Here is an 18697-nt window from a genome sequence, read left to right as displayed (position 1 = left end):
CCTCTTCCCCTACTGTATTTAAACCCCCAGCAAAAACATGCCCATCGTGACGAGCAACGCCGCCGCCATGCCCGGCAAGTTGCGTTTCGTCATCTCGATCGCGCTGACGTTCGCCATCCCGGCAACAATGATCGTTGCGGCCGCGACAGGCGACAAGACGCGCCCAATGTTTCCGCTGATAAAGGCCATCAGGCCGATCTGAGGAATTGTCATGCCCAGTTGTTCGGCATGCGGCGTAATCGTATTATTAAACGCCAAAACCATCGAATCGCTGGAACCCGACAGGGTTGCCATCAAAAACGGGCCGACCGCAGCGGCGAGTTTGGCGATGTACTGCGAGTGTTTCATCATTTCAATCAGGCTCGTTGTCAAACCCAACAGGTTCATACCTTCCACGAAGACTGTGGCGCACGCGATCAGTCCGATCACATTGCCGTAGGAACTGCCCAGCCCTTTGAAGAACTCTTTCGAGATCACTTCCGGCTTGGTCCAGGTGACAAAAAATGCAACGATCGTACTGATCACCATCGCCTGCAATACGGAAACGGGCGGGAGAACCGCAATCAGCGGGCTGCCCAAGATCAACAGGACAAGCGGCAAGACCGGCATGCTCGCCTTTAGATAGTTCACCTTGAACGCCGCAGCCTCCGGCGCATTGCCGACCGCCGCAGAAAAACCGCGGTCCTCTTTGCGGATGCGCGCCACAAGAGTCAGTACGATGGCCGAGACGATGGCCCCCGTAATCGGAATTTGCGCCATTTTCATCACAACGACCATTACGTCAAGCTCGCTTAGTTTGGCGATCACGATATTGTGCACGACGCCCGGATTATAGACGCCGCCCCAGGAACCGGCCAATACGGCGCTGCCGGCAATCACAGGGCTGACTCCCGCACCCGTTAAGGTCGGAATCAGGATCGACCCCACTGCCGCGACGCAACCGGACGCGCTCGGCAACGCGATATTGATCAGAAATGTTGCCAGGACTGCGCCCGGAATCAAAATGGCGCGATATTTTGCCAACGTACGCGACAACATCTGGACAAGATGCTGGTCGCAGCCCGTCACCTTCATTACTTCGGAAAAACCAAGCACCGAGCAAATGGTTGTGACCAAAAGCCCATTGACCAGCGCTTTACCGAACGCATCGATACTCGCCATCGGATTTAGCGCCAGTGAAGACATCAGCACTCCAGCCAAGAATAATACAACCTTGTTCTCATACCCTTTAGCAATAAAATAAAAAGTAATAATGACAATGACGACACCAATAAAAATCATAGAAATAGCCTCCCCTTATTCCATTCCCCTTTTCTTTTTCCCGCAGCCTTTCTTCTGCGTTTTACCCTTTCGCGAATAAATAAAACATATTCTTTTACATTCTGTCCTTTTCCTCGAAGTCCTTTCGACATTATCTCGTTTTTATTGACAAGCCGCTTTCTGCTCTTTGCGCTGCAAAAAAGCCGGACTGCAATAGCATTGCAATCCGGCCGAGACTGTCGACAAAACGAAATCAAGCGGGACGTTTTTACACGAAGAGTCGAAGAAGGGAAGGTCGGAAGATTTTTTTAATTTTTCTTCCTTTCTTCCCGCCGGGCCGATATTATCGGCCCGCTTCGATTCTTCGTGTTGTCGTTTCCTATTTTTCAATTGTCTACACTCTGAATCGGACTGCAATATTATTGCAGTCCGGCCTTTTTTTGTTCGCGTTCTTATGCAGGGTTCGTGTACTGTTTGTCGTCGACAAGGATATGCTGTACCAGCCAGTCTAAGACAAAACCCAGGATGTCTTTGAGATAGAGATTCTGTTCGTTGTCGATTTGGCTCAGATCGATCGCATTCATCTTCTCGACAAAATCGAGGTGCATCGCTTTGTGCGAGAGAAACTTGGGATAACGGTTGTCCATCATAAATTGCTCTTCGTCTTTAAAATGTTCGACCGTATAGCTTTTCAATTCCTCAATGATCGCTACGATCGGATCGTATTTATCGGTGATGAATTGATTGTTCAGCAATTCTTGAATATCGCCTGCAATTTCAAAGAGTTTTTTGTGTTGTTCGTCAATCGATGCGATTCCGAGTGCATAGTCTTCTTTCCAGTTCAACATGGCGTCACTTCCTCATTTTTGCATATTTTTCAATAAATAAAGTTGCATATTTTTCACATCTGTCTTTATTTTTTAAAAGTATACCACAAGTGTATGATTTAGGTAAAGGCATATTTTTATTTGCTTTCATGCCCAATAAACTCGTGAATTTTCTTCTCTACCTTTGCTGCCGCAAGCGGTTCGTATGCTTTGCCAAACGGATCCATAAAGCCATGTTGCGCCGCAAGCACCTCGACCTGAACGCCGTCCTTCTCACCTAGCAGCGTTGCCAGCGGCGTCACGGAAAACGAGGGTTCGTTAGCAGCAAAAAAGAGGCGCACCGGACACGCAGGCTGCAGCGCCTGATAATCGCGAATCCGCGATCCGTAGCAGCCGATGACTCCGTCCCATTGGCCTCGACTGCTGCAAAGCCAGGCAACCGTCGCGCCGACGCTGTAGCCGAGCAAAACGATACGCCGATAGTTGGGCCTCTCTTGCGCCGCCAAAGCTTGAATCGCCTCAGCCGCCTGCGCAAAGCCGACCTGTCGGTTAAAATGTTCATACGCTGCCGCTGCCTCGCCATAGGAAAACGGTTCCGCACGCTGCAACAGATTCGGCGCCAGCACATCCAGGCCGCAATTCTTCAGTTCCTCCGCCGCCTGCCGGATATGCGAATTCAGTCCGTATATTTCATGCACCAAAATGACTAATGTATTCGACCCCTGACCATGTCGCATCACTTTCACCTTAGCGAAGCCCCAGCCCATAAATCCGGTTGGCATTGGCAAAGAATACTTTCTCCTGCTCGCTTTCGGGGATAAGGTGCGCGACGAATTCAAGATAGTTTTCAATATTGGCCAGCGGCCAGTCGGTTCCGTAGAGAATCCGGTCATACGCGTCGAGATATTCGAGCCAGCCTTTCAACATATCGATATAAGCGTGTTTTCTTCTGAAAAATTCGTCCATATCGTCGATCCGCCCTTCTAAGATGCCGGAAAGATCGGCCGCCACATTCGGATTCTTCGCCAAAACCGCGACCGCATCGGCCAACCAGGGATTGCCGATATGGCACATCACAAACTGCACCTCGGGATAGCGCACCGCCGCTTCATCGAGCACTAGCGGGTGGCTGTATTTCAAAAGCGCGTGGCTGGTAGCGGTCAAGCCGGTATGTACCGCGACCGGTTTCTTATATTGCATCGCAAGCTGATAAAACGGATCCACGGTCGGCTCGTAAATATAGAAGTGATTGTAGCCCGGATACAGCTTGATGCCGACGCAATTCTTGCGTTTCAGGTGCTGTTCCACCAGGTCGGCCTGCTGCGGCGATTCAGAAGCATTAAAGCAGCTGCTGTCGAGACCGATGCAGTAACTGAGATAATCGGGATATTGATGCGCATCCAGTTCCAGACTATGATTACCCATCACCACGCCATGGACGATCCGTTGCGCGTCATATTGCTCCTTGAGATGCGCGTCGCTGTTTTCATGTCCCGCCGCTTTGGCAATCTGATCAAAATACTCCGCCTGCGAAAAATGAATATGTGCGTCGATGATTTTCATTCGTATCACTCCTTCCTCATGGCGATAAGGTTTCAACACAAAGGCACAAGGCGGCCCGTGTTAAGCATGTTTTTACATTTCACGCAAGCGCTGCTGGATTTCGAGCAGCGTTTCGGCGGGCACGCCGCCGTCCAGCGCCGAAAGCAGGCTCAAATAAAAATCATCGGCCTGTTCCGTCATCTGCGTGATCATTGCGCCGAACGCGCCTTGCACCAGTGTGCCGTAGGTATCCTGCAAGCGCTTTTGTTCTACCGCGAGGTATTCGTCGGCAGCTGCGCTAAGCACGCGTTGCATTTCTTCACTCATTATTTTGTTTTCCTGTTTTTCAAAAAACGCTTTAGGATTTTTAAAACAGCTCAGTGCTTTTGCAAAAGCCGCTTGCGGCAAATTTTGAAAAGCCGAGACAAATTCCATTTGCACCTGCGCTGTGTTTTCGAAGAGCGAGAACGATACGTCCGCATTGACGTCCGCTAGTCGCTCCGCAATGCTCATTTGCTGCTCAGCGATTATTTTTTCGCCAAAACGATCCAGACGTACGGTTGTCGCACGCAATTCCTGCGCAAATTCAAAGCCCAGCTCTTCGCGCAGTTCGTCCAATGCATGCTGCAAAACTTTTTTCAGATTGCGTCCGTCATCGCGCAGCACGCTGGGATTGAAGGCGTCGCGGAAAAAATCATTGAAGCGCAGAAAGACGCGCTGTTTTATATAGTAGACCAGGACCTCCGCCTCCTGGCAGAGTCGGTTTTTGCAGTTCTCGGCGCTCTGCTGCGCCAAAAGCGCATGCATCGCCGCCTTCTCGGCTTCGATGTTCTTTCGTTTCTCGTCTTTGACCGACGCATCTTCTTTGCTGCTTTCGATCAGCTTGGCGACGAACTGCGCGACACGGCTCAACTCTTTTTCCGACGCGGCAACGGTCAGGTTCGCCAAATCATCGCTGATGAAATGGTAGAACGCCTCTTCGAAGGCAGCCATGCCGGAAGACGGCGAAACACCGGCCTCTTCTTTTTCCTGCAGTGCGTTCAGACTCGACAACGGATAAAGATGCGGGTTTCTGACGCCGTATTTGATCAGCTGCTCTTCGACATAGGCGACGACGAGTTCCTGTTCCTCGTCATGCGCCGCCAGGTCGATCGCATTGATGATGAAAAACATCTTGTCCAGTTGGAAAGCGTCCTTCACGCGTCCCAGCTGAATCAAAAACTCCCGGTCCGCTTTGGAAAACGCATGGTTGTAATACGTGACGAAGAGGATCGCATCCGAATTCTTGATGAAATCGAACGCGACGCCGGTGTGGCGAACGTTGATCGAATCGGCGCCCGGCGTGTCGACCAGCGTGATGCCTTTGCGCGTCAGCGGGCAGTCATAATAAAGGTCGACCCATTCGACAAAACAGGATTTTTCCTCCAATGCGACATAGTCGCTGAATTGCTCGAGCGTGGTTTCCAGTACGCCGCCGAGTCGCTCGCCGAGAGCGGCGTAGCCGCGGACAAAGGCCTGCAGAAAACGAAGGTTCGTTTTTTCCGCCGCCCCTTGCTGCTCGCTCTGTCCGCTAATCGTTTCGACTTTGCCCAGCGCATCCGATAAGCTATCAGCCTCGCTCTCAAACAACTTTAGCGCATGATTGACGTCTTCGAGCATCGCCTGTTCTTCTTTCAGCTTGATGCGCACCGTGCCGTGCGGATTCTCCGCATCGACCGGCTTGATCTTATTGATCGCCGCGGTAGTCGGATTGGGCGAAACCGGCAGTACCCGCTCGCCAATCAGTGCATTGGCAAACGAGGATTTTCCGGCGCTGAACGCGCCGAACAGAGCCACGCTGAAGCCTTTGTTCTCGAGGCGGGAGGCCTTTTCGACCAATTCTTCCGCCAGCTTGTGAAAACCGGGCAGATCCTTTACCAGTCGAGCCGTCTGCTGCAGCCTTTTTGCGGTATCCTTCATCTTGCCCGACGCGTCCGCCGCCAGCGGCGCGCTTTTGACGCGAAGCGGCGCAACCTCTGCAGCGCTCGCTTTCTTGCGCGGCTCACGCAGCACGACCGTCTCGCCGGAAACGACTTCACACGCTTCCTCAACCGCTTCAAAGAGCTGGCAGCAGTCTTCTTCCTCTACGCCTGCCGCCTCAAGACGCGTTTGTATTTTCTCTTCTTTGGCGGCCAGCGCGCTTTCGCATTTCCTTACTTCTTCCAATGCGCCAAGATAGCGTTCCATGCCGGCCGATTTTTGTGCGAGACGTTCTTCAACCGCTGCGTTTTTCGCCTTTAGCGTCTGCAGAAGTTCCTCTTTGTACGCCAGCGCGGCACTTTTCGCCAGCAGTTTGATCTCGGTCGCGACGCTGTCGGTATAATTGATGACCGTCGTACCGGATACGCGTGCGCCGTCTTTCACGGCTGCACTCAACAGACCGCTGGAAAAATGGACGGTCAGCCCCTGCAGCCGTTCGAGCAGCGCCTGGCTTTCGAGCCGTCTTTCCTTCGCAAAACGCAGCAGAAAATCACGCAGATGCCACTCCAGTTGCGACTTGGTCTTTTCGAACAGTTCCTGATAAAAAAGGTTCAAACGCCGTTCGCGCTCCTCCAGCGTCTTTTGCTTCGTAAAAAGCCAGCCCACTTTGAAATCGACCTGGCAGGATTCGAGATACGCTTCCGCCAGCGCTCTGGTTTCAAAGCGCATCAGATACGCACTGCCGAGAATCTTGGCCATCTCGGCGTCAAATTCCCGCTCCGCCGCTTCGACGCCAACGCCCAGCTCTTTCTTTTCTTCCAGCAAACTATTGTAGTTTTCCGCCAGTTCCGTCTGCTCTTTTACCGACAGTTCATTTAAGATTTCGCGAGAGGGCTCCAGCGCAAGATTCATCGCTTCCTTTTGCTTCGCGAAATGGTCTTTCAGGATTTTTTGCAAGGATTTTAAAATCGACTGCAGCAGCAGCGCATCTTTTTCCTGCAGACGTTCCGCCAAAAATTCCTGCAGCGCAGGAAATTGATTGTACTCATGTTCGTCTTGCTTCAACGATGTGTAAAAGACATGGGCAGGCGTTACGCCCCAGGATGTGAACGCTTCCGTTACGCTGGCCCTGAATGCCTCAAACGACAGTTCCTGCTTTGAATGCTTGTCCACCTGGTTAATGACGAGATAGACCTCTTTGCCGGCTTCGCTCAGTTCTTTCGTAAACATAAAGTTCAATTCCGACTGCACATGGTTGTAATCCATCACGTAAAAGATCAAATCCGCCAGATGAATCGCCGATTCGGTGGCGATGCGGTGCGCGTCGTCGGCAGAATCGATGCCCGGCGTATCAAGAATCACGGTTCGTTCCGGCAGCCGGGACTCGGCATGACTGATTTCGATTTCGCGGATCTGATCGCCGTCCTTGCAATATCTTTTCACCATTTCATAATCATACGGCGCAAGATACATGCGCGGCTTTTCGTTTTTGAAAACAACTTTGGCATATTCTTCACCGCTTTTGACTTTTACCAGGTTGGCGCTGGTCGGAATCGGACTGGACGGCAGCAGCTCCTCGCCGATCAGGCGATTGATGATTGTCGATTTCCCTGCGGAAAAATGGCCGCAAAAAGCAATGGCAAACTCTTCTTTCAGCAACTTGCCTGCCAGCTCTTTTACCTTGTTGCCGTTTTCCTGATCCTTGCATGCTATCAAATATTCATAGGCAGCGAGCAGCTTGCCCTTTAGCGCCCGGATGGCCGCTTGGCGATTCGCAGTTTGCAGCATAAAAACGTACCCCTTATAACAAACTTTATAATACGCTCTATTTTACACGACGCAGCCATCAATCGACAATGATATATTATCGGCGACTGCGTCGCTTTTATTATCAGCACGGCAACGCGGCTCACATTCAACCGCCTGTAAAAATATGGTATACTTGAAAAAAGCGTCATAAAGGAGGTCTTTCTCATGTTTGGCCTGTTAGAACGCTTGTTGCACGCCGCCCGAACGTATACTCTTTTTGATTACGCTTGTCTTAAGATCGCGCTTGCCTCATTCGGCATTCTGCTCGGCGCATATTTCGCAGACTTTTTTCTCCGCTATGCGACTTGGCTTTGGATTTTTTTCATCGTCTCCTACCTCACCATTGTCTATCGAACATTGGCCGCGTTAAAAAGAAGCTAAGCAGTTGCTCGCGCCGGCGCGTCCCGTTTACGCCCTATCCTTTCTCAGCATAAAAAACAGGCTGCCGGCGTAACGCCGATAGCCCGATACGAAACGAGGCGGTTCCGTTTGCCGAGTCGTTAGATGTTGATAATCGTTCTAAACTCGTCCTGACTAAAAAAGTACGAGTCGTAGACAACCTTTCCGCTCATTTGAACGATCTGGTCTTCGTCAGAGAAAAACCGCTCCTGATGTTTGATGGTTTCCTGGGAAATAATCTGGTTCTTTTGATTGACAATCGTAATCTCCAAAGCATTTCCCGTTTCATTTCGCCAACCGACCATTTTCATCCCTCCTTCCTTCCATGGAGGCGCTTTAGGCAAAGTCTTCTTGTACCCCGCTCGCAAAACTTGCAACGCGTAAATCATTTTCCATTAAATGGATTTTACTGTAAGGTCATTCTAATCCTTTTCGTATTCTTTTTCAAGCAAATTTTCTTTATAATGCAGTCTCCTCTTGACGCCTTCGCGCAACGCGTTTATAATAACGTGCATATACACCATTTGTTTTAACAGGAGGATTTCTTATCATGCAGTCGCTTCTTTCGCTCTATCCGAAAACCTCCAGTCCCTGCAATTGCATGAACCTGCGCCGTGCTTCGCGGGCCGTGACCCAATTTTACGACGACAGGTTGAAACCCTGCGGCTTGACAGTTACGCAGCTCGGTTTGCTGCGTCATATTGCAGGCTGCAACCCGCCCACCATCAGCGAAGTGGCAAAGCAGATCCGCATTGACCGCACCACGCTGAACCGCAATTTGAAACCGCTCAATGAAGCCGGTTTCATTGTCATCACCCCCGGCCAGGATTCGCGCATCCGTCTGATTACGTTGAGCGCAGCAGGCCAACAGGCAATGGAGGAAGGCAGCTGTCTTTGGGAACAAGCGCAGCTTGCGTTGCAGGATTATCTCGGCGACGCTGATCTCGGTAAACTTGGTCAGTTGCTGCTGAAACTGGAGGAGTTGGTTCCGTAAAAAAGCGGCCTCTCTTTTTAGCGCGAAAGGTGTATGTACACATTTAAATTTTCGAGGAGGTCATCATATGAAAAACAATGCCAACAACTACTCACTCTTGAACCTGGATGAAAGGGATTCGGCCGCCAAACTGTTCGTCGGCGAATCGCTCCAATTAAGCGGCTGCGAGGTTTCTTTCAACCGTCTTGCGGCAGGCGAAGCCGCACCATTCGTCCATGCCCACAAGAAAAATGAAGAACTCTACATCATCACCGCCGGCAGCGGCCTGTTCTATCTGGACGGTGAAGAAATTGCAATCCGCTCGGGCAGCCTGATCCGCGTCGCCCCGGCCGCCAGTCGCGCCTGGAAAGCAGGCGATAACGGCATGGAGTTCATCTGTATCCAAACCGAAGCCGGCAGCCTGCATCAGGCTACCCGCCAAGACGGCATTATTTGCGACGCCGAGCAGCCGAGTTGGGCTAAATAAGAATACGAAGTCTGTTAACACGAAGGCTTTCTTACAGTCTTCGTGTTAAAAATTTTCTTACCCATAACGTTTTCACTGCCGTAAGCTTGGCAGGGTTTCGCCTTGCTGTCGCGAACGGTCTTGGCAATGAGCAAAGGAGGCGCGCTATGAAAACCAGAAGCGAATACACCTGCCCACTTGAACTGACGCATGACATCACCAAAGGAAAATGGAAGCCGATCATCTTATGGCAGCTGCGCAAGGAAGCATATTCGCTGTCCAAGCTCAAAGCATCCATCACGGGCATCAGCCAAAAGATGTTGATCGAACAATTGCAAGAACTGCAATCATTTGACATGATCCATCGCGAGCAAAATGAGGGCTATCCGTTAAAAGTTTCCTATTCGCTTAGCGAGCGCGGGCGCAAAATGCTGCAAGCGATTGTAATCATGCAGGAAATCGGCGTTGAGCTGATGCTGGAAGACGGCCGGGAAGATTTTTTGCGTGAGCTTGGCCTGTTATAGTCACGAAAAAGTAAGTAATCCTCACCCGGCCATTTCCATGATACAGTAAAGCTAATGCAAAACTTGCCGGGAGGATGAACGCATGTTAAAAAATCCAGAACAAACAATCGGCCTTTTGATCGACAAGCAAACCGTTTCCTTTATTTCCTCCGTCGACTGCGACGGTTTTCCCAATACCAAGGCCATGTTGCCGCCGCGCAATCGGGAAGGAATTCGAACGTTTTATTTCACGACCAATACGTCCTCCTTACGCGTCGCACAATATCGAGTCAATCCGAAAGCCAGCATTTATTTTTGCGACAAACGCTTTTTCAGAGGCGTGATGCTGATCGGTTCAATGGAGGTTCTTGAAGATGCAGACAGCAAAGCCGCCATCTGGCAAGACGGCGACACGCTCTATTATCCACAGGGCGTAACGGATCCCGATTATTGCGTCCTGCGCTTCACTGCGCAAAAAGGCCGCTTTTACAGTCATTTCAAGTCCGAAGATTTTACCGTGTCTTAAACTATAAACGCTTTTTATCCGCTGCAATTTTTAAACCGGATCATCTTACGTTTCAAGCCAAATATTTTTTAAAACCTTTGACGCCGTCTTCGTAACCGCAGGCTTTATACAAGGCATGCGCACCCAAACGATCGGCGCGCGACAGGAGCATCATGTAGTAACAGCCGCGGCGACGCGCCTCCTCTTCCATCGCCGTCAACAGATGCCGCGCGACGCCCTGCCTTCTGGCAGACGCGGTGACGATCATATTTTCGAGCACTAAGAAAGGCCTGCAATCTCCGAATAAATCCCGGCAGAATATGCCGTATATCGATCCCAACAATTGTCCATCAACCACGCCTCCGAGCAGTACGCACTCTTCATGTGATTGCAGGCGAAAAAATTCTTCTTTCATCTTCGCCGGATCGTTTCTCCGGGCGCCTAATTCTTCATACAGCGCCGCCAGTTGCGGCAGATCTCTTTCTTCTATCTTTCGTATCTCCATCAGTCGTTCCCCTCTTCTCAGCACTTTTCTCTAACAGTATCCGATTCGGCTACGCCTGACGATAGACGGCAGCTGATAGTTGCATCACGCTTCGCTGAAACTATCGCTTCCGCTTTTTTTCTCTTGCTTGAGACTGTCGATAAAACGAAATCAAATGGGACGTTTTCACACGAAGAGTCGAAGAAGGGAAGGTCGGAAGAGATTTTAAATTCTTCCTTTCTTCTCTCCGGGCCGATAGTATCAGCCTGCTTCGCTTCTTCGTGTTATCGTTTCCTTCAATCCTTCTAGTCGTTCCTGTTATCGTATTCTGTTTTTTTTACTTGTCTACACTCTAAAACAAGAGCCCAAGCATTTTTGCTTGGACTCTTGTTTTTTTAGTTCACAGCCCTATTTTAATAAACCGCGTTACTCATTTTGTCCGCGTCGTCAGATAGACGCCCGCAATAATGATCGCGCCGCTGGTTACTTTAAGCAGGCTGACCGGTTCATGAAGGAGGAGCGGAGACTGGATCATTGTGAACACCGGTACTAGGTTGACGAAGATCGCGGTTCGTGACGGACCGATGCGCTCGACTGCGATCAGTTGAAAGAGATAGCCAAGCACCGAGGCAAAGATCGCCATATAGGCGACAGCCAGCCAACCGGAGCCGGAAACACGCGCCAACTCGGCCAGCGACGTTTCCCAGATCGTAAACGGCAGCGCAGCGGCCGTACAAACGAGAAACGTGTACGCAGTGATCATGAGCGGCGACAACGCATAATCCGTCATAAAACGTCGGCAGAGGATCGAGTAGACGGCCCATGAGCAGACAGCGGCCAACATCAATGCGTCACCCGGATTCAAATGAAACGCACGCAAGACTTCGATGTCGCCGTTGATCACAACCAGCAGGATGCCGCTAAAGGCCAGGACAATGCCGAATGCACGCAGCCAGGTTATCTTTTCGCCAAGAAAGAGCATCGCAAGCAGAGCCGTAACCATCGGCAGCGTCGAGCCGATCAGAGACGAGTTGACGGCGCTGGTAAACTGCAGACTGGAAAAGAACAGCACATGATAAGCGAACGTACCGATCAGCCCCAGTGCGATCAGCGGCGGCCACTGGCGTGCCGTCGGCAGCAGCGAACCACGGTTCCATTTTGCAGCGATCACGAAAATGAACGGCAACGCGATCAGGAAACGAAAAAAGGTCAGGCTATTCGGAGCGAACTCACGAATCGCCAGTTTGCCTGCGATAAACGCGCCGGACCAAAACAGCGCGCAAAGAATCATCATCGCATAAATACGCGAAAGAGACATGGCGGTTCCACCTTCCATCGCGAAACGCTCTACTCTTGCGCCTCGCCGTCTTTTATTCCATGTAAAGAAGCGGTGTGCTTTTGCAATATCCCGCTTAGAATTTTCATTGCTTCTTCCAACTGGCGAATGTTTTCCGGTGCAATAATCGCCAGGCGCACCGCATTGGTTGCTTTGGCATTGCCGACCGCAAAGCGTTCCGCACCATAAACGCGAACGCCGGCCTGATACGCCTCAGCTTCAAAATTTTCGCCGCTGACGTGCGACGGCAAGAGCAGCCAGCGAAAAATCCCCTCCGCTTCCCCCAGCACCGGATAGCCTTGCAGATAACGATCGACGATCGCATTGCGCATTCGGTTGCGCGAACGGTGTTTTTCAACAATCGCGTCCAGCGTACCGGAAACCATGATTCTGGTAGCAAGCTCGGCCATCAGCGGCGGCACCGAGATGTTCAGATTGTACAAGGCCGCGGTCAACGGCTGGCGAAATTGCGGCGGCGCGGCAATGAACGCAATGCGCAGTCCCGGCGCAACGGCTTTGGAAAGACTCGACACATAGACGACCTGATCTGGGGCATAGGAAGCAATAGCCGCGGTCGGCTCTTTTTTCAGCAAACTGTGGATTGCGTCTTCAATCACGATCAACTTTTCTTGTCGCGCAACTGCGGCCACAGCTTTCCGGCTGTTATCCGACAGGGTCTGCGTCGTCGGATTGTGATAATCGGGTATCAGATACAGTCCGCTTAGTTTCTCATTCTTGCAGGCAAAACGCAATCCCTCTTCCGTCACTTCCTGTTCCGTTTGCAGGATCGGAATCAATCGGATGCCCAGCATATTCGCCGCCGTCTTCACCCCCGGATAGGTAAATTCATTCGTCCCAATCCGATCGCCGGCTTGAAACAGACCAGCCAGAATCGCGGCGATCGCATTTTGCGCGCCGTTTGCCAGAAGCAAATTTTCTGCCTGCGCGGCATAACCGGCTTTTTGCATCAGTTTTGCCGCGCTTTCCTTCTGCCACGACGTGCCGCCCGAACGGCCATAGCGAAACAGTTTGCCAAAGTCCGGTTCTGCGACCATCTTTTTCATCTGCGCCACAACTTCCTCATGCATTGCCGTTTCACAAAATACCGAGCCCAGTTCAATTACTCCATCGCCTTCGTCATGCAGCAGATATGAATTCGCCGCCGCATCCGACGCAACGAAGGTTCCGTTGCCGATCGTCGCGCAAATCAAGCCTTTTTGTTCGCATAGCTTGAACGCGCGCGAAACCGTACTTACATTGATTTCAAGAAAATCAGCCAATTCGCGCTGCGGCGGCAGGCGAGTGCCGGGCGTCAGCAGACCATTTTTAATATCGCTTTCCAAACGTTCGGCGATTGCCTTGTAAAGCGGTCCTTTTGCCTGCCTGAAATCAGGCGTCCAACTCATCGGATAATCGGTAAAGGAGTTAACCGGCATCCCACATCACCCCAAACATTGTTTTGCATACAATTATCTCATTGCATGCATTCGCTCGTCAATGCTATAATCCTATACACAACAACCATGTAAGTCAAGAATTTTCCATCGTGTTGTAAATCACAGTTTGCAAGGAGAGGTTATCCGTGAATATCGAAAAAGCAATTTGCAAAGTGGAACCGGTCTGGAGTGCCGGTGAATTTGGCCAGGGCATCCTGGCAAGCGGTCCGATCCTTCTCGGCGTGGTTCCGTTCGGTGTTACCTGCGGCATCATGGGTCTGACCGCCGGTCTGACAGGCTTGGAAACCGTTTTGATGTCATTGCTGGTCTTCGCCGGCTCGAGCCAGTTCATCGCGATTACGATGCTGGGCGCCGGAATCATGAGTTGGAGCGCCCTCGTCCTTACGACGCTGCTCGTCAACCTGCGTCATCTCCTGATGGGCGCTTCACTGGCGCAATATATCGTGAAGCAGTCGCCAATCCGCCAAGTGCTCTTGTCTTTTTTATTGACGGATGAAGCCTACGCGTTGACGGTCAGCCGCATTTATCAACACGGCTACAGCGCCGCGTACCATTTTGGCGTCAGTCTCAGTCTTTATTTCACTTGGGCACTATCCACCCTTGCCGGAGTTTTACTCGGCAGCTACATTCCCGATCCGCTGGCCTTCGGTCTCGATTTCGCGATGCCGGCCACCTTTTTAGTCCTGCTCTTCCCACGCATCACAGACCGGATCAGTCTGATCGTCGTCATCGTTTCCGCTCTTATCGCTGTTTTCGGAGCCGCCTATCTGCCGGGAAAATGGTATATCATCGCAGCTTGTTTCGGCGCGGTTCTCGTCGGCGGGCTGTTGGAAGGAGCGAAAGCAAATGCGCACTGAAATTCTCTTAATCATCCTCGGCATGGCGCTGGTCACCTTTGCCACGCGCTTCAGTTGTGTGGCGCTCTTTCAAAAAACAGGCATGCCCGCCTGGCTGGAACGCTGGCTCAAGCACATTCCAAGTGCGGTTCTGACCGCATTGATTGTTCCGGCGCTGCTCCTGCCCAAAGGACAGATTGACGTATCGCTTGGCAATCATTATCTCTTGGCCGGAATCGTTGCCGCCATTGTCGCCTACAAGAGCCGCAACATCGTCGCCACACTGCTGCTCGGCATGGGAACGATGCTGGCGCTGCACTTTGTCTGATAAAATACAAAACTAGCAAAGCAATGAGCAGCACGCAAATCGCGTACTGCTCATTTTTATTGCAGCCTGTGAAATCAAAATTGCATTGCATAGGTGTTTTCCATGATCCGGATCATCCGGTACAACATTTCATTATACGGCGTCGACACGCCCACTTTTTTTCCTTCGCGACAGACGGCCCCGTTAATGTATTCGACTTCGGTCATCTTTTTATTTTTCATATCCTGCGCCGTAAAAGGAAGATGCGCATAGAGTTCAGGATTGATCGGCGTTTTGCCGCCGTTGACGCAAAGTTCGTCTTCCGTAAATGCAATGCCTTTCGCCTTAGCGACTGCAATGACTTCGTCTCTTACCATTTTCATCAATTCTTCTGTTCCTTCTGCGCCAAGCGCCTGCCCCATCGTTAAGCGCAGCAAACCAAAAATGACATTCGTTGCATTATTTCTTAACTTCAGCCAAATTTCATTTTCAATGTCCTCGCGCAAAATCACTTTGATTTTGCTTTTTTCAAAATAAGCCGCTATCTTTTTCATATCATCCTTTATTATTTTTTGCGTAGGACCAAAACAAATTTTTGAATTCGGTCCAATCAAACCTTGCACATGACCCGGCGCCAACATTTTTCCGGCGAATTCCAAAATGCCATGTAGAATCTTATCCCGCTTATAATATTTTTCCAAGACTTCCACATTGCCAATGCCGTTTTGCAACGTCATCACATAACTGTTCTCATCCGCCAAGCATTGTGCACTATGCGCCGCCGCTTCGCTATGATAGCCTTTGACCAAAAAAAGAATTACATCCATTTTATCCTTTATCTCGTCCGGCGAGCACACGGCATTTACAGCGACCTTTTCTTCCACGCCGTTAATGGTCACTTTCAAGCCGTTCGTCCGTACAGCATTGGTAATTTCCTGGTTGGGATCGATCAGCCACACTTGTGCGCCGCCTTTTAGCAAGGCGGCCCCCATCAGACTGCCCATCACTCCGGCTCCGACAATCGCAAATTTCATCATTCTCGCTCCTCTTCTCTCTTTCAATTTATTGCACTTGATTGGCCAGTGCGATCCGGTTTTTGAAATAATGGATGACCGATGAGAGAATGACCACCGATAAAATCGAATACATTCCCTTCACAGGTCCAATGGACCAAACGCCGAACAACACGATGACCGAGTCGGTAATAAAGGTGACTTTTCCAGGATTCCAGCCCCATTTTTTCTGCAAGTACAAGACCAGCACGTTGACGCCGCCGAGCGAAGAACGGTTTAAAAAGAGAACCGACAGTCCAAGCCCCAACAAACCTCCGCCCAATACAGCGCCAATATAATCAGGAAGGATAAAATCCGGCAGCCAAGAATTGCAAGCAGACATGGCCGAAAGCAACGCCGCCGCAAAAAAGGTAGCAAGCGTAAATTCCCAGCCCATACGCAAAGATAAAACGGCACGCTTACGAGCAATAATGCAATCGAGAACGGCATGCCGGATACATACGCCACCCCCAGCGCAATCCCGGTCGTTCCTCCGGTAACAAGATGCGCATGACTTAAGATGATGACGCTGGCACAGACAATCAGACAAGCAAAAATTATGTTTATTATCTTGCGCAAATGGTTTTCCTCCTTTTCGATATTACCACTATGATATAGTCTCCACTTACTGGATAGTCAACGATAATTTTCATCAGCGAAAAATTTATAATTTGTTTAATCTTTATTCGCCTTCCATCTGCTACAATTTAACTGTAACCGAAAATTCGAAAAGGAGACTGCAATTATGAAAACAAAACTCTTCAGTCTGATCGCCGGTTTGCTCTTGTTTCTGCTTCCCGTTAGTTGCCAAGCCGCCGACTACAGCAACTACCTCACGGTCAACGAGGTGCAACTCATCACCGGCCTGTCTGATCTGACGCTGAAGTCCATCGACGCGAAAAAAAGCGGCGAAGCCGCCGATCTTACCTACTTAACCGCCAATGGCCTGCCCGTGATGATGGTTCAAATTTTAAACGGCAGCGACTACGAACGTTATTACAGCGATTTGCGCTGCCAGGACTACCGCGCAATGGACTATGCGTTTTGGGGACCTAAGGACGCTACGCCGGACAATCCTCCTACGCTGCTCGCATTTCGCAAAAATGACGTCCTGATCGTGATCGGCAGCGGACTCAACGCCGACAACCAGCCTTTTCTAAAAAATTATATGTTTGAAAAAGCAGCCAACCTTATCGCGTCACGTTTATAAAGAAAAACCGAGGAATCCTATTGTAAGGATCACCTCGGTTTTTTCTTTGCTATTTTGCTTCTTCTTTTTTATTCAGTACTCCGGTTTCAATCAATTGCTGGATGATATTTTCCTGTATCGCCAACGATTGAATAAAGCCTTCGAGCGGCATGATAATCCGCTTACTCACATCAACCACCGTTTGCCCATCCTCACTTTTAAGATGCGGCTGCAGCGTCATCAGGTCAATTCGCACCAAATTCCCCGTGACATGAACGGCGCTAACGCCATCCGCAAAAACTTCTTGTTGCATAGTACTCTCCTTTTATGGTCAATGATCTTTAGTGGTTTGTATTGACGCCTTTGCCGATAATCGTCAACGGCAAATACCCTATAACTGTTTTGTCCAGTTGGCTGATAGCCGAATTCAAATAACCATGGCGTAAGCCAAAATTGCCGCTTGTTCCGGTTGCGACTCCGGCATCCGTGCGCTCAGCGCTGAGCCGCGCTACATTATATGGCTCTTGCACCTTCTGCTGCGATACCGTCAAAATGCCGTTTGCATATGAAATCGTGTAGTTGTTTGAAGCAAGATTTCCATTCAGACCGATTGTATAGTTGCCCTGCGGCGACGAAGCCGTCGCTGTTGTATTATAAGTTAAAGTTCCCGAAAAATCGGCCACTGTATCGCCCGTCGCCAAACCGCCGTATGTGGCGCTAAACGCCGGATTTGCAGCGCCTTCAATCTTGGCAATATCGTTCGCTTTGACGGTCAGTACAGCAGGCGTAATATTGGCGGTCGTCGTAGCCGTGCTGTTGGCCAACGTATAATTGCCCGCGTCACTGCCGCCGGTAATCGACATGCCGCTTACGTTCACGGTCTTATTCGCACCCGCATTTTTATCAACAAACGCGGCCGTTCCTCCAAGCGTCAGGTTGTCGCCGGCCAACCAGCCATCGTAGGTTACGTTGGCATTGGTTGTTCCGTTGTAAACTCGGTCAACTCCCGTTGCCGTTGCTGTCAATGACGCTTTGGCAATGTTGGCAGTCGTCGTGGTTGTACTGTTTGCCAGCGTATAGTTGCCCGCGTCACTACCGCCGGTGATCGACATGCCGCTTACATTCACGGTCTTATTCGCGCCCGCATTTTTATCGGCAAAGGCGGCCGTGCCGCTAAGCGTCAGGTTGTCGCCGGCCACCCAGCCGCCGTAACTCACGTTGGCATTGGTCGTTCCATTATAACCCCGGTCAATCCCTGTTGCCGTCGCCGTTAGCGACGCTTTGCTAATGTTGGCGATCGTCGTAGCCGTGCTGTTGGCCAGCGTATAATTGCCCGCGTCACTGCCGCCGGTAATCGACATGCCGCTTACGTTCACGGTCTTATTCGCACCCGCATTTTTATCAACAAACGCGGCCGTTCCTCCAAGCGTCAGGTTGTCGCCGGCCAACCAGCCATCGTAGGTTACGTTGGCATTGGTTGTTCCGTTGTAAACTCGGTCAACTCCCGTTGCCGTTGCTGTCAATGACGCTTTGGCAATGTTGGCAGTCGTCGTGGTTGTACTGTTTGCCAGCGTATAGTTGCCCGCGTCACTACCGCCGGTGATCGACATGCCGCTTACATTCACGGTCTTATTCGCGCCCGCATTTTTATCGGCAAAGGCGGCCGTGCCGCTAAGCGTCAGGTTGTCGCCGGCCACCCAGCCGCCGTAACTCACGTTGGCATTGGTCGTTCCATTATAACCCCGGTCAATCCCTGTTGCCGTCGCCGTTAGCGACGCTTTGCTAATGTTGGC

General features: G+C 50.8%; 20 protein-coding genes and 1 pseudogene. 8 read left to right on the top strand and 13 right to left on the bottom strand.

Annotated elements, in window-relative coordinates:
• Nucleotides 1-18 precede the first annotated feature (18 nt).
• From dcuC to QTL79_RS12270, 5 genes are all read right to left on the bottom strand, one after another.
• Complete coding sequence (gene dcuC, locus QTL79_RS12290) at nt 19-1281, bottom strand: C4-dicarboxylate transporter DcuC (RefSeq protein WP_346355262.1); 1263 nt, start codon at nt 1279-1281, stop codon at nt 19-21.
• 431 nt (nt 1282-1712) lie between these two features.
• Nucleotides 1713-2108, bottom strand: a complete 396-nt coding sequence (locus QTL79_RS12285; RefSeq protein ID WP_346355261.1) for a bacteriohemerythrin — start codon at nt 2106-2108, stop codon at nt 1713-1715.
• 116 nt (nt 2109-2224) lie between these two features.
• Nucleotides 2225-2869, bottom strand: a complete 645-nt coding sequence (locus tag QTL79_RS12280) for a dienelactone hydrolase family protein (RefSeq protein ID WP_346355315.1) — start codon at nt 2867-2869, stop codon at nt 2225-2227.
• A complete protein-coding gene (locus QTL79_RS12275; protein WP_346355260.1) occupies nt 2835-3650 on the bottom strand; it encodes an amidohydrolase family protein in 816 nt (271 codons plus the stop codon). Before QTL79_RS12275 ends, QTL79_RS12280 begins: the two co-directional genes overlap by 35 nt.
• A gap of 72 nt (nt 3651-3722) precedes the next feature.
• Nucleotides 3723-7376, bottom strand: coding sequence for a dynamin family protein (locus QTL79_RS12270; protein ID WP_346355259.1), 3654 nt, complete (start codon nt 7374-7376; stop codon nt 3723-3725).
• Nucleotides 7377-7562: 186 nt separating this feature from the next.
• Between QTL79_RS12270 and QTL79_RS12265 the strand changes: the two genes are divergently transcribed.
• Nucleotides 7563-7778 (top strand): hypothetical protein, encoded by a 216-nt coding sequence (locus tag QTL79_RS12265; protein ID WP_346355258.1) that lies wholly within the window; start codon nt 7563-7565, stop codon nt 7776-7778.
• A 119-nt stretch (nt 7779-7897) separates the two neighbouring features.
• Here the strand turns inward: QTL79_RS12265 and QTL79_RS12260 are convergent, their stop codons facing one another.
• Nucleotides 7898-8101 (bottom strand): hypothetical protein, encoded by a 204-nt coding sequence (locus QTL79_RS12260; protein ID WP_346355257.1) that lies wholly within the window; start codon nt 8099-8101, stop codon nt 7898-7900.
• 245 nt (nt 8102-8346) lie between these two features.
• Between QTL79_RS12260 and QTL79_RS12255 the strand changes: the two genes are divergently transcribed.
• The 4 genes from QTL79_RS12255 to QTL79_RS12240 all read left to right on the top strand — a co-directional run bounded on the left by QTL79_RS12255 (nt 8347) and on the right by QTL79_RS12240 (nt 10264).
• Nucleotides 8347-8790, top strand: coding sequence for a MarR family winged helix-turn-helix transcriptional regulator (locus QTL79_RS12255; RefSeq protein WP_346355256.1), 444 nt, complete (start codon nt 8347-8349; stop codon nt 8788-8790).
• 67 nt (nt 8791-8857) lie between these two features.
• Nucleotides 8858-9256 carry a cupin domain-containing protein gene (locus tag QTL79_RS12250; protein ID WP_346355255.1) on the top strand — a complete coding sequence of 133 codons (399 nt, stop codon included), beginning with the start codon at nt 8858-8860 and terminating at the stop codon, nt 9254-9256.
• Between the two features lie 146 nt (nt 9257-9402).
• Nucleotides 9403-9759 carry a winged helix-turn-helix transcriptional regulator gene (locus QTL79_RS12245; protein WP_346355254.1) on the top strand — a complete coding sequence of 119 codons (357 nt, stop codon included), beginning with the start codon at nt 9403-9405 and terminating at the stop codon, nt 9757-9759.
• Nucleotides 9760-9841: 82 nt separating this feature from the next.
• Nucleotides 9842-10264 (top strand): pyridoxamine 5'-phosphate oxidase family protein, encoded by a 423-nt coding sequence (locus QTL79_RS12240; protein ID WP_346355253.1) that lies wholly within the window; start codon nt 9842-9844, stop codon nt 10262-10264.
• Nucleotides 10265-10316: 52 nt separating this feature from the next.
• Here QTL79_RS12240 and QTL79_RS12235 read toward each other — a convergent pair whose 3' ends face one another.
• The 3 genes from QTL79_RS12235 to QTL79_RS12225 form a co-directional block, all read right to left on the bottom strand.
• Nucleotides 10317-10748 (bottom strand): GNAT family N-acetyltransferase, encoded by a 432-nt coding sequence (locus tag QTL79_RS12235; protein WP_346355252.1) that lies wholly within the window; start codon nt 10746-10748, stop codon nt 10317-10319.
• Between the two features lie 409 nt (nt 10749-11157).
• Nucleotides 11158-12045, bottom strand: coding sequence for a DMT family transporter (locus QTL79_RS12230; protein WP_346355251.1), 888 nt, complete (start codon nt 12043-12045; stop codon nt 11158-11160).
• Between the two features lie 29 nt (nt 12046-12074).
• Entirely contained in the window at nt 12075-13499 is a 1425-nt protein-coding gene (locus QTL79_RS12225) for an aminotransferase-like domain-containing protein (protein ID WP_346355250.1), read from the bottom strand.
• A 146-nt stretch (nt 13500-13645) separates the two neighbouring features.
• On the opposite strand from QTL79_RS12225, the gene QTL79_RS12220 reads away from it, so the two are divergent.
• Both QTL79_RS12220 and QTL79_RS12215 read left to right on the top strand, forming a co-directional pair.
• Nucleotides 13646-14377, top strand: a complete 732-nt coding sequence (locus QTL79_RS12220; RefSeq protein ID WP_346355249.1) for an AzlC family ABC transporter permease — start codon at nt 13646-13648, stop codon at nt 14375-14377.
• A complete protein-coding gene (locus QTL79_RS12215) occupies nt 14367-14684 on the top strand; it encodes an AzlD domain-containing protein (RefSeq protein WP_346355248.1) in 318 nt (105 codons plus the stop codon). Before QTL79_RS12220 ends, QTL79_RS12215 begins: the two co-directional genes overlap by 11 nt.
• A 74-nt stretch (nt 14685-14758) precedes the next feature.
• Here QTL79_RS12215 and QTL79_RS12210 read toward each other — a convergent pair whose 3' ends face one another.
• Together QTL79_RS12210 and QTL79_RS12205 are read right to left on the bottom strand one after the other, a co-directional pair.
• Nucleotides 14759-15700 (bottom strand): ketopantoate reductase family protein, encoded by a 942-nt coding sequence (locus QTL79_RS12210; RefSeq protein ID WP_346355247.1) that lies wholly within the window; start codon nt 15698-15700, stop codon nt 14759-14761.
• Nucleotides 15701-15725: 25 nt separating this feature from the next.
• Nucleotides 15726-16294: pseudogene (locus tag QTL79_RS12205) on the bottom strand (YitT family protein).
• A gap of 166 nt (nt 16295-16460) precedes the next feature.
• On the opposite strand from QTL79_RS12205, the gene QTL79_RS12200 reads away from it, so the two are divergent.
• Entirely contained in the window at nt 16461-16925 is a 465-nt protein-coding gene (locus tag QTL79_RS12200; protein ID WP_346355246.1) for a hypothetical protein, read from the top strand.
• Between the two features lie 49 nt (nt 16926-16974).
• Here QTL79_RS12200 and QTL79_RS12195 read toward each other — a convergent pair whose 3' ends face one another.
• Both QTL79_RS12195 and QTL79_RS12190 read right to left on the bottom strand, forming a co-directional pair.
• Nucleotides 16975-17217: a hypothetical protein gene (locus QTL79_RS12195; protein WP_346355245.1), complete on the bottom strand. Its 243-nt coding sequence runs from the start codon at nt 17215-17217 to the stop codon at nt 16975-16977.
• Between the two features lie 28 nt (nt 17218-17245).
• Nucleotides 17246-18697: YDG domain-containing protein (locus QTL79_RS12190; RefSeq protein WP_346355244.1), on the bottom strand; the 1452-nt coding region annotated here is incomplete at its 5' end.

It is taken from the genome of Azotosporobacter soli (genome assembly GCF_030542965.1).
GTDB classification, from domain to species: Bacteria; Bacillota; Negativicutes; order SG130; family SG130; genus Azotosporobacter; species Azotosporobacter soli.
This window is presented reverse-complemented; position numbering and strand designations above follow the sequence as displayed.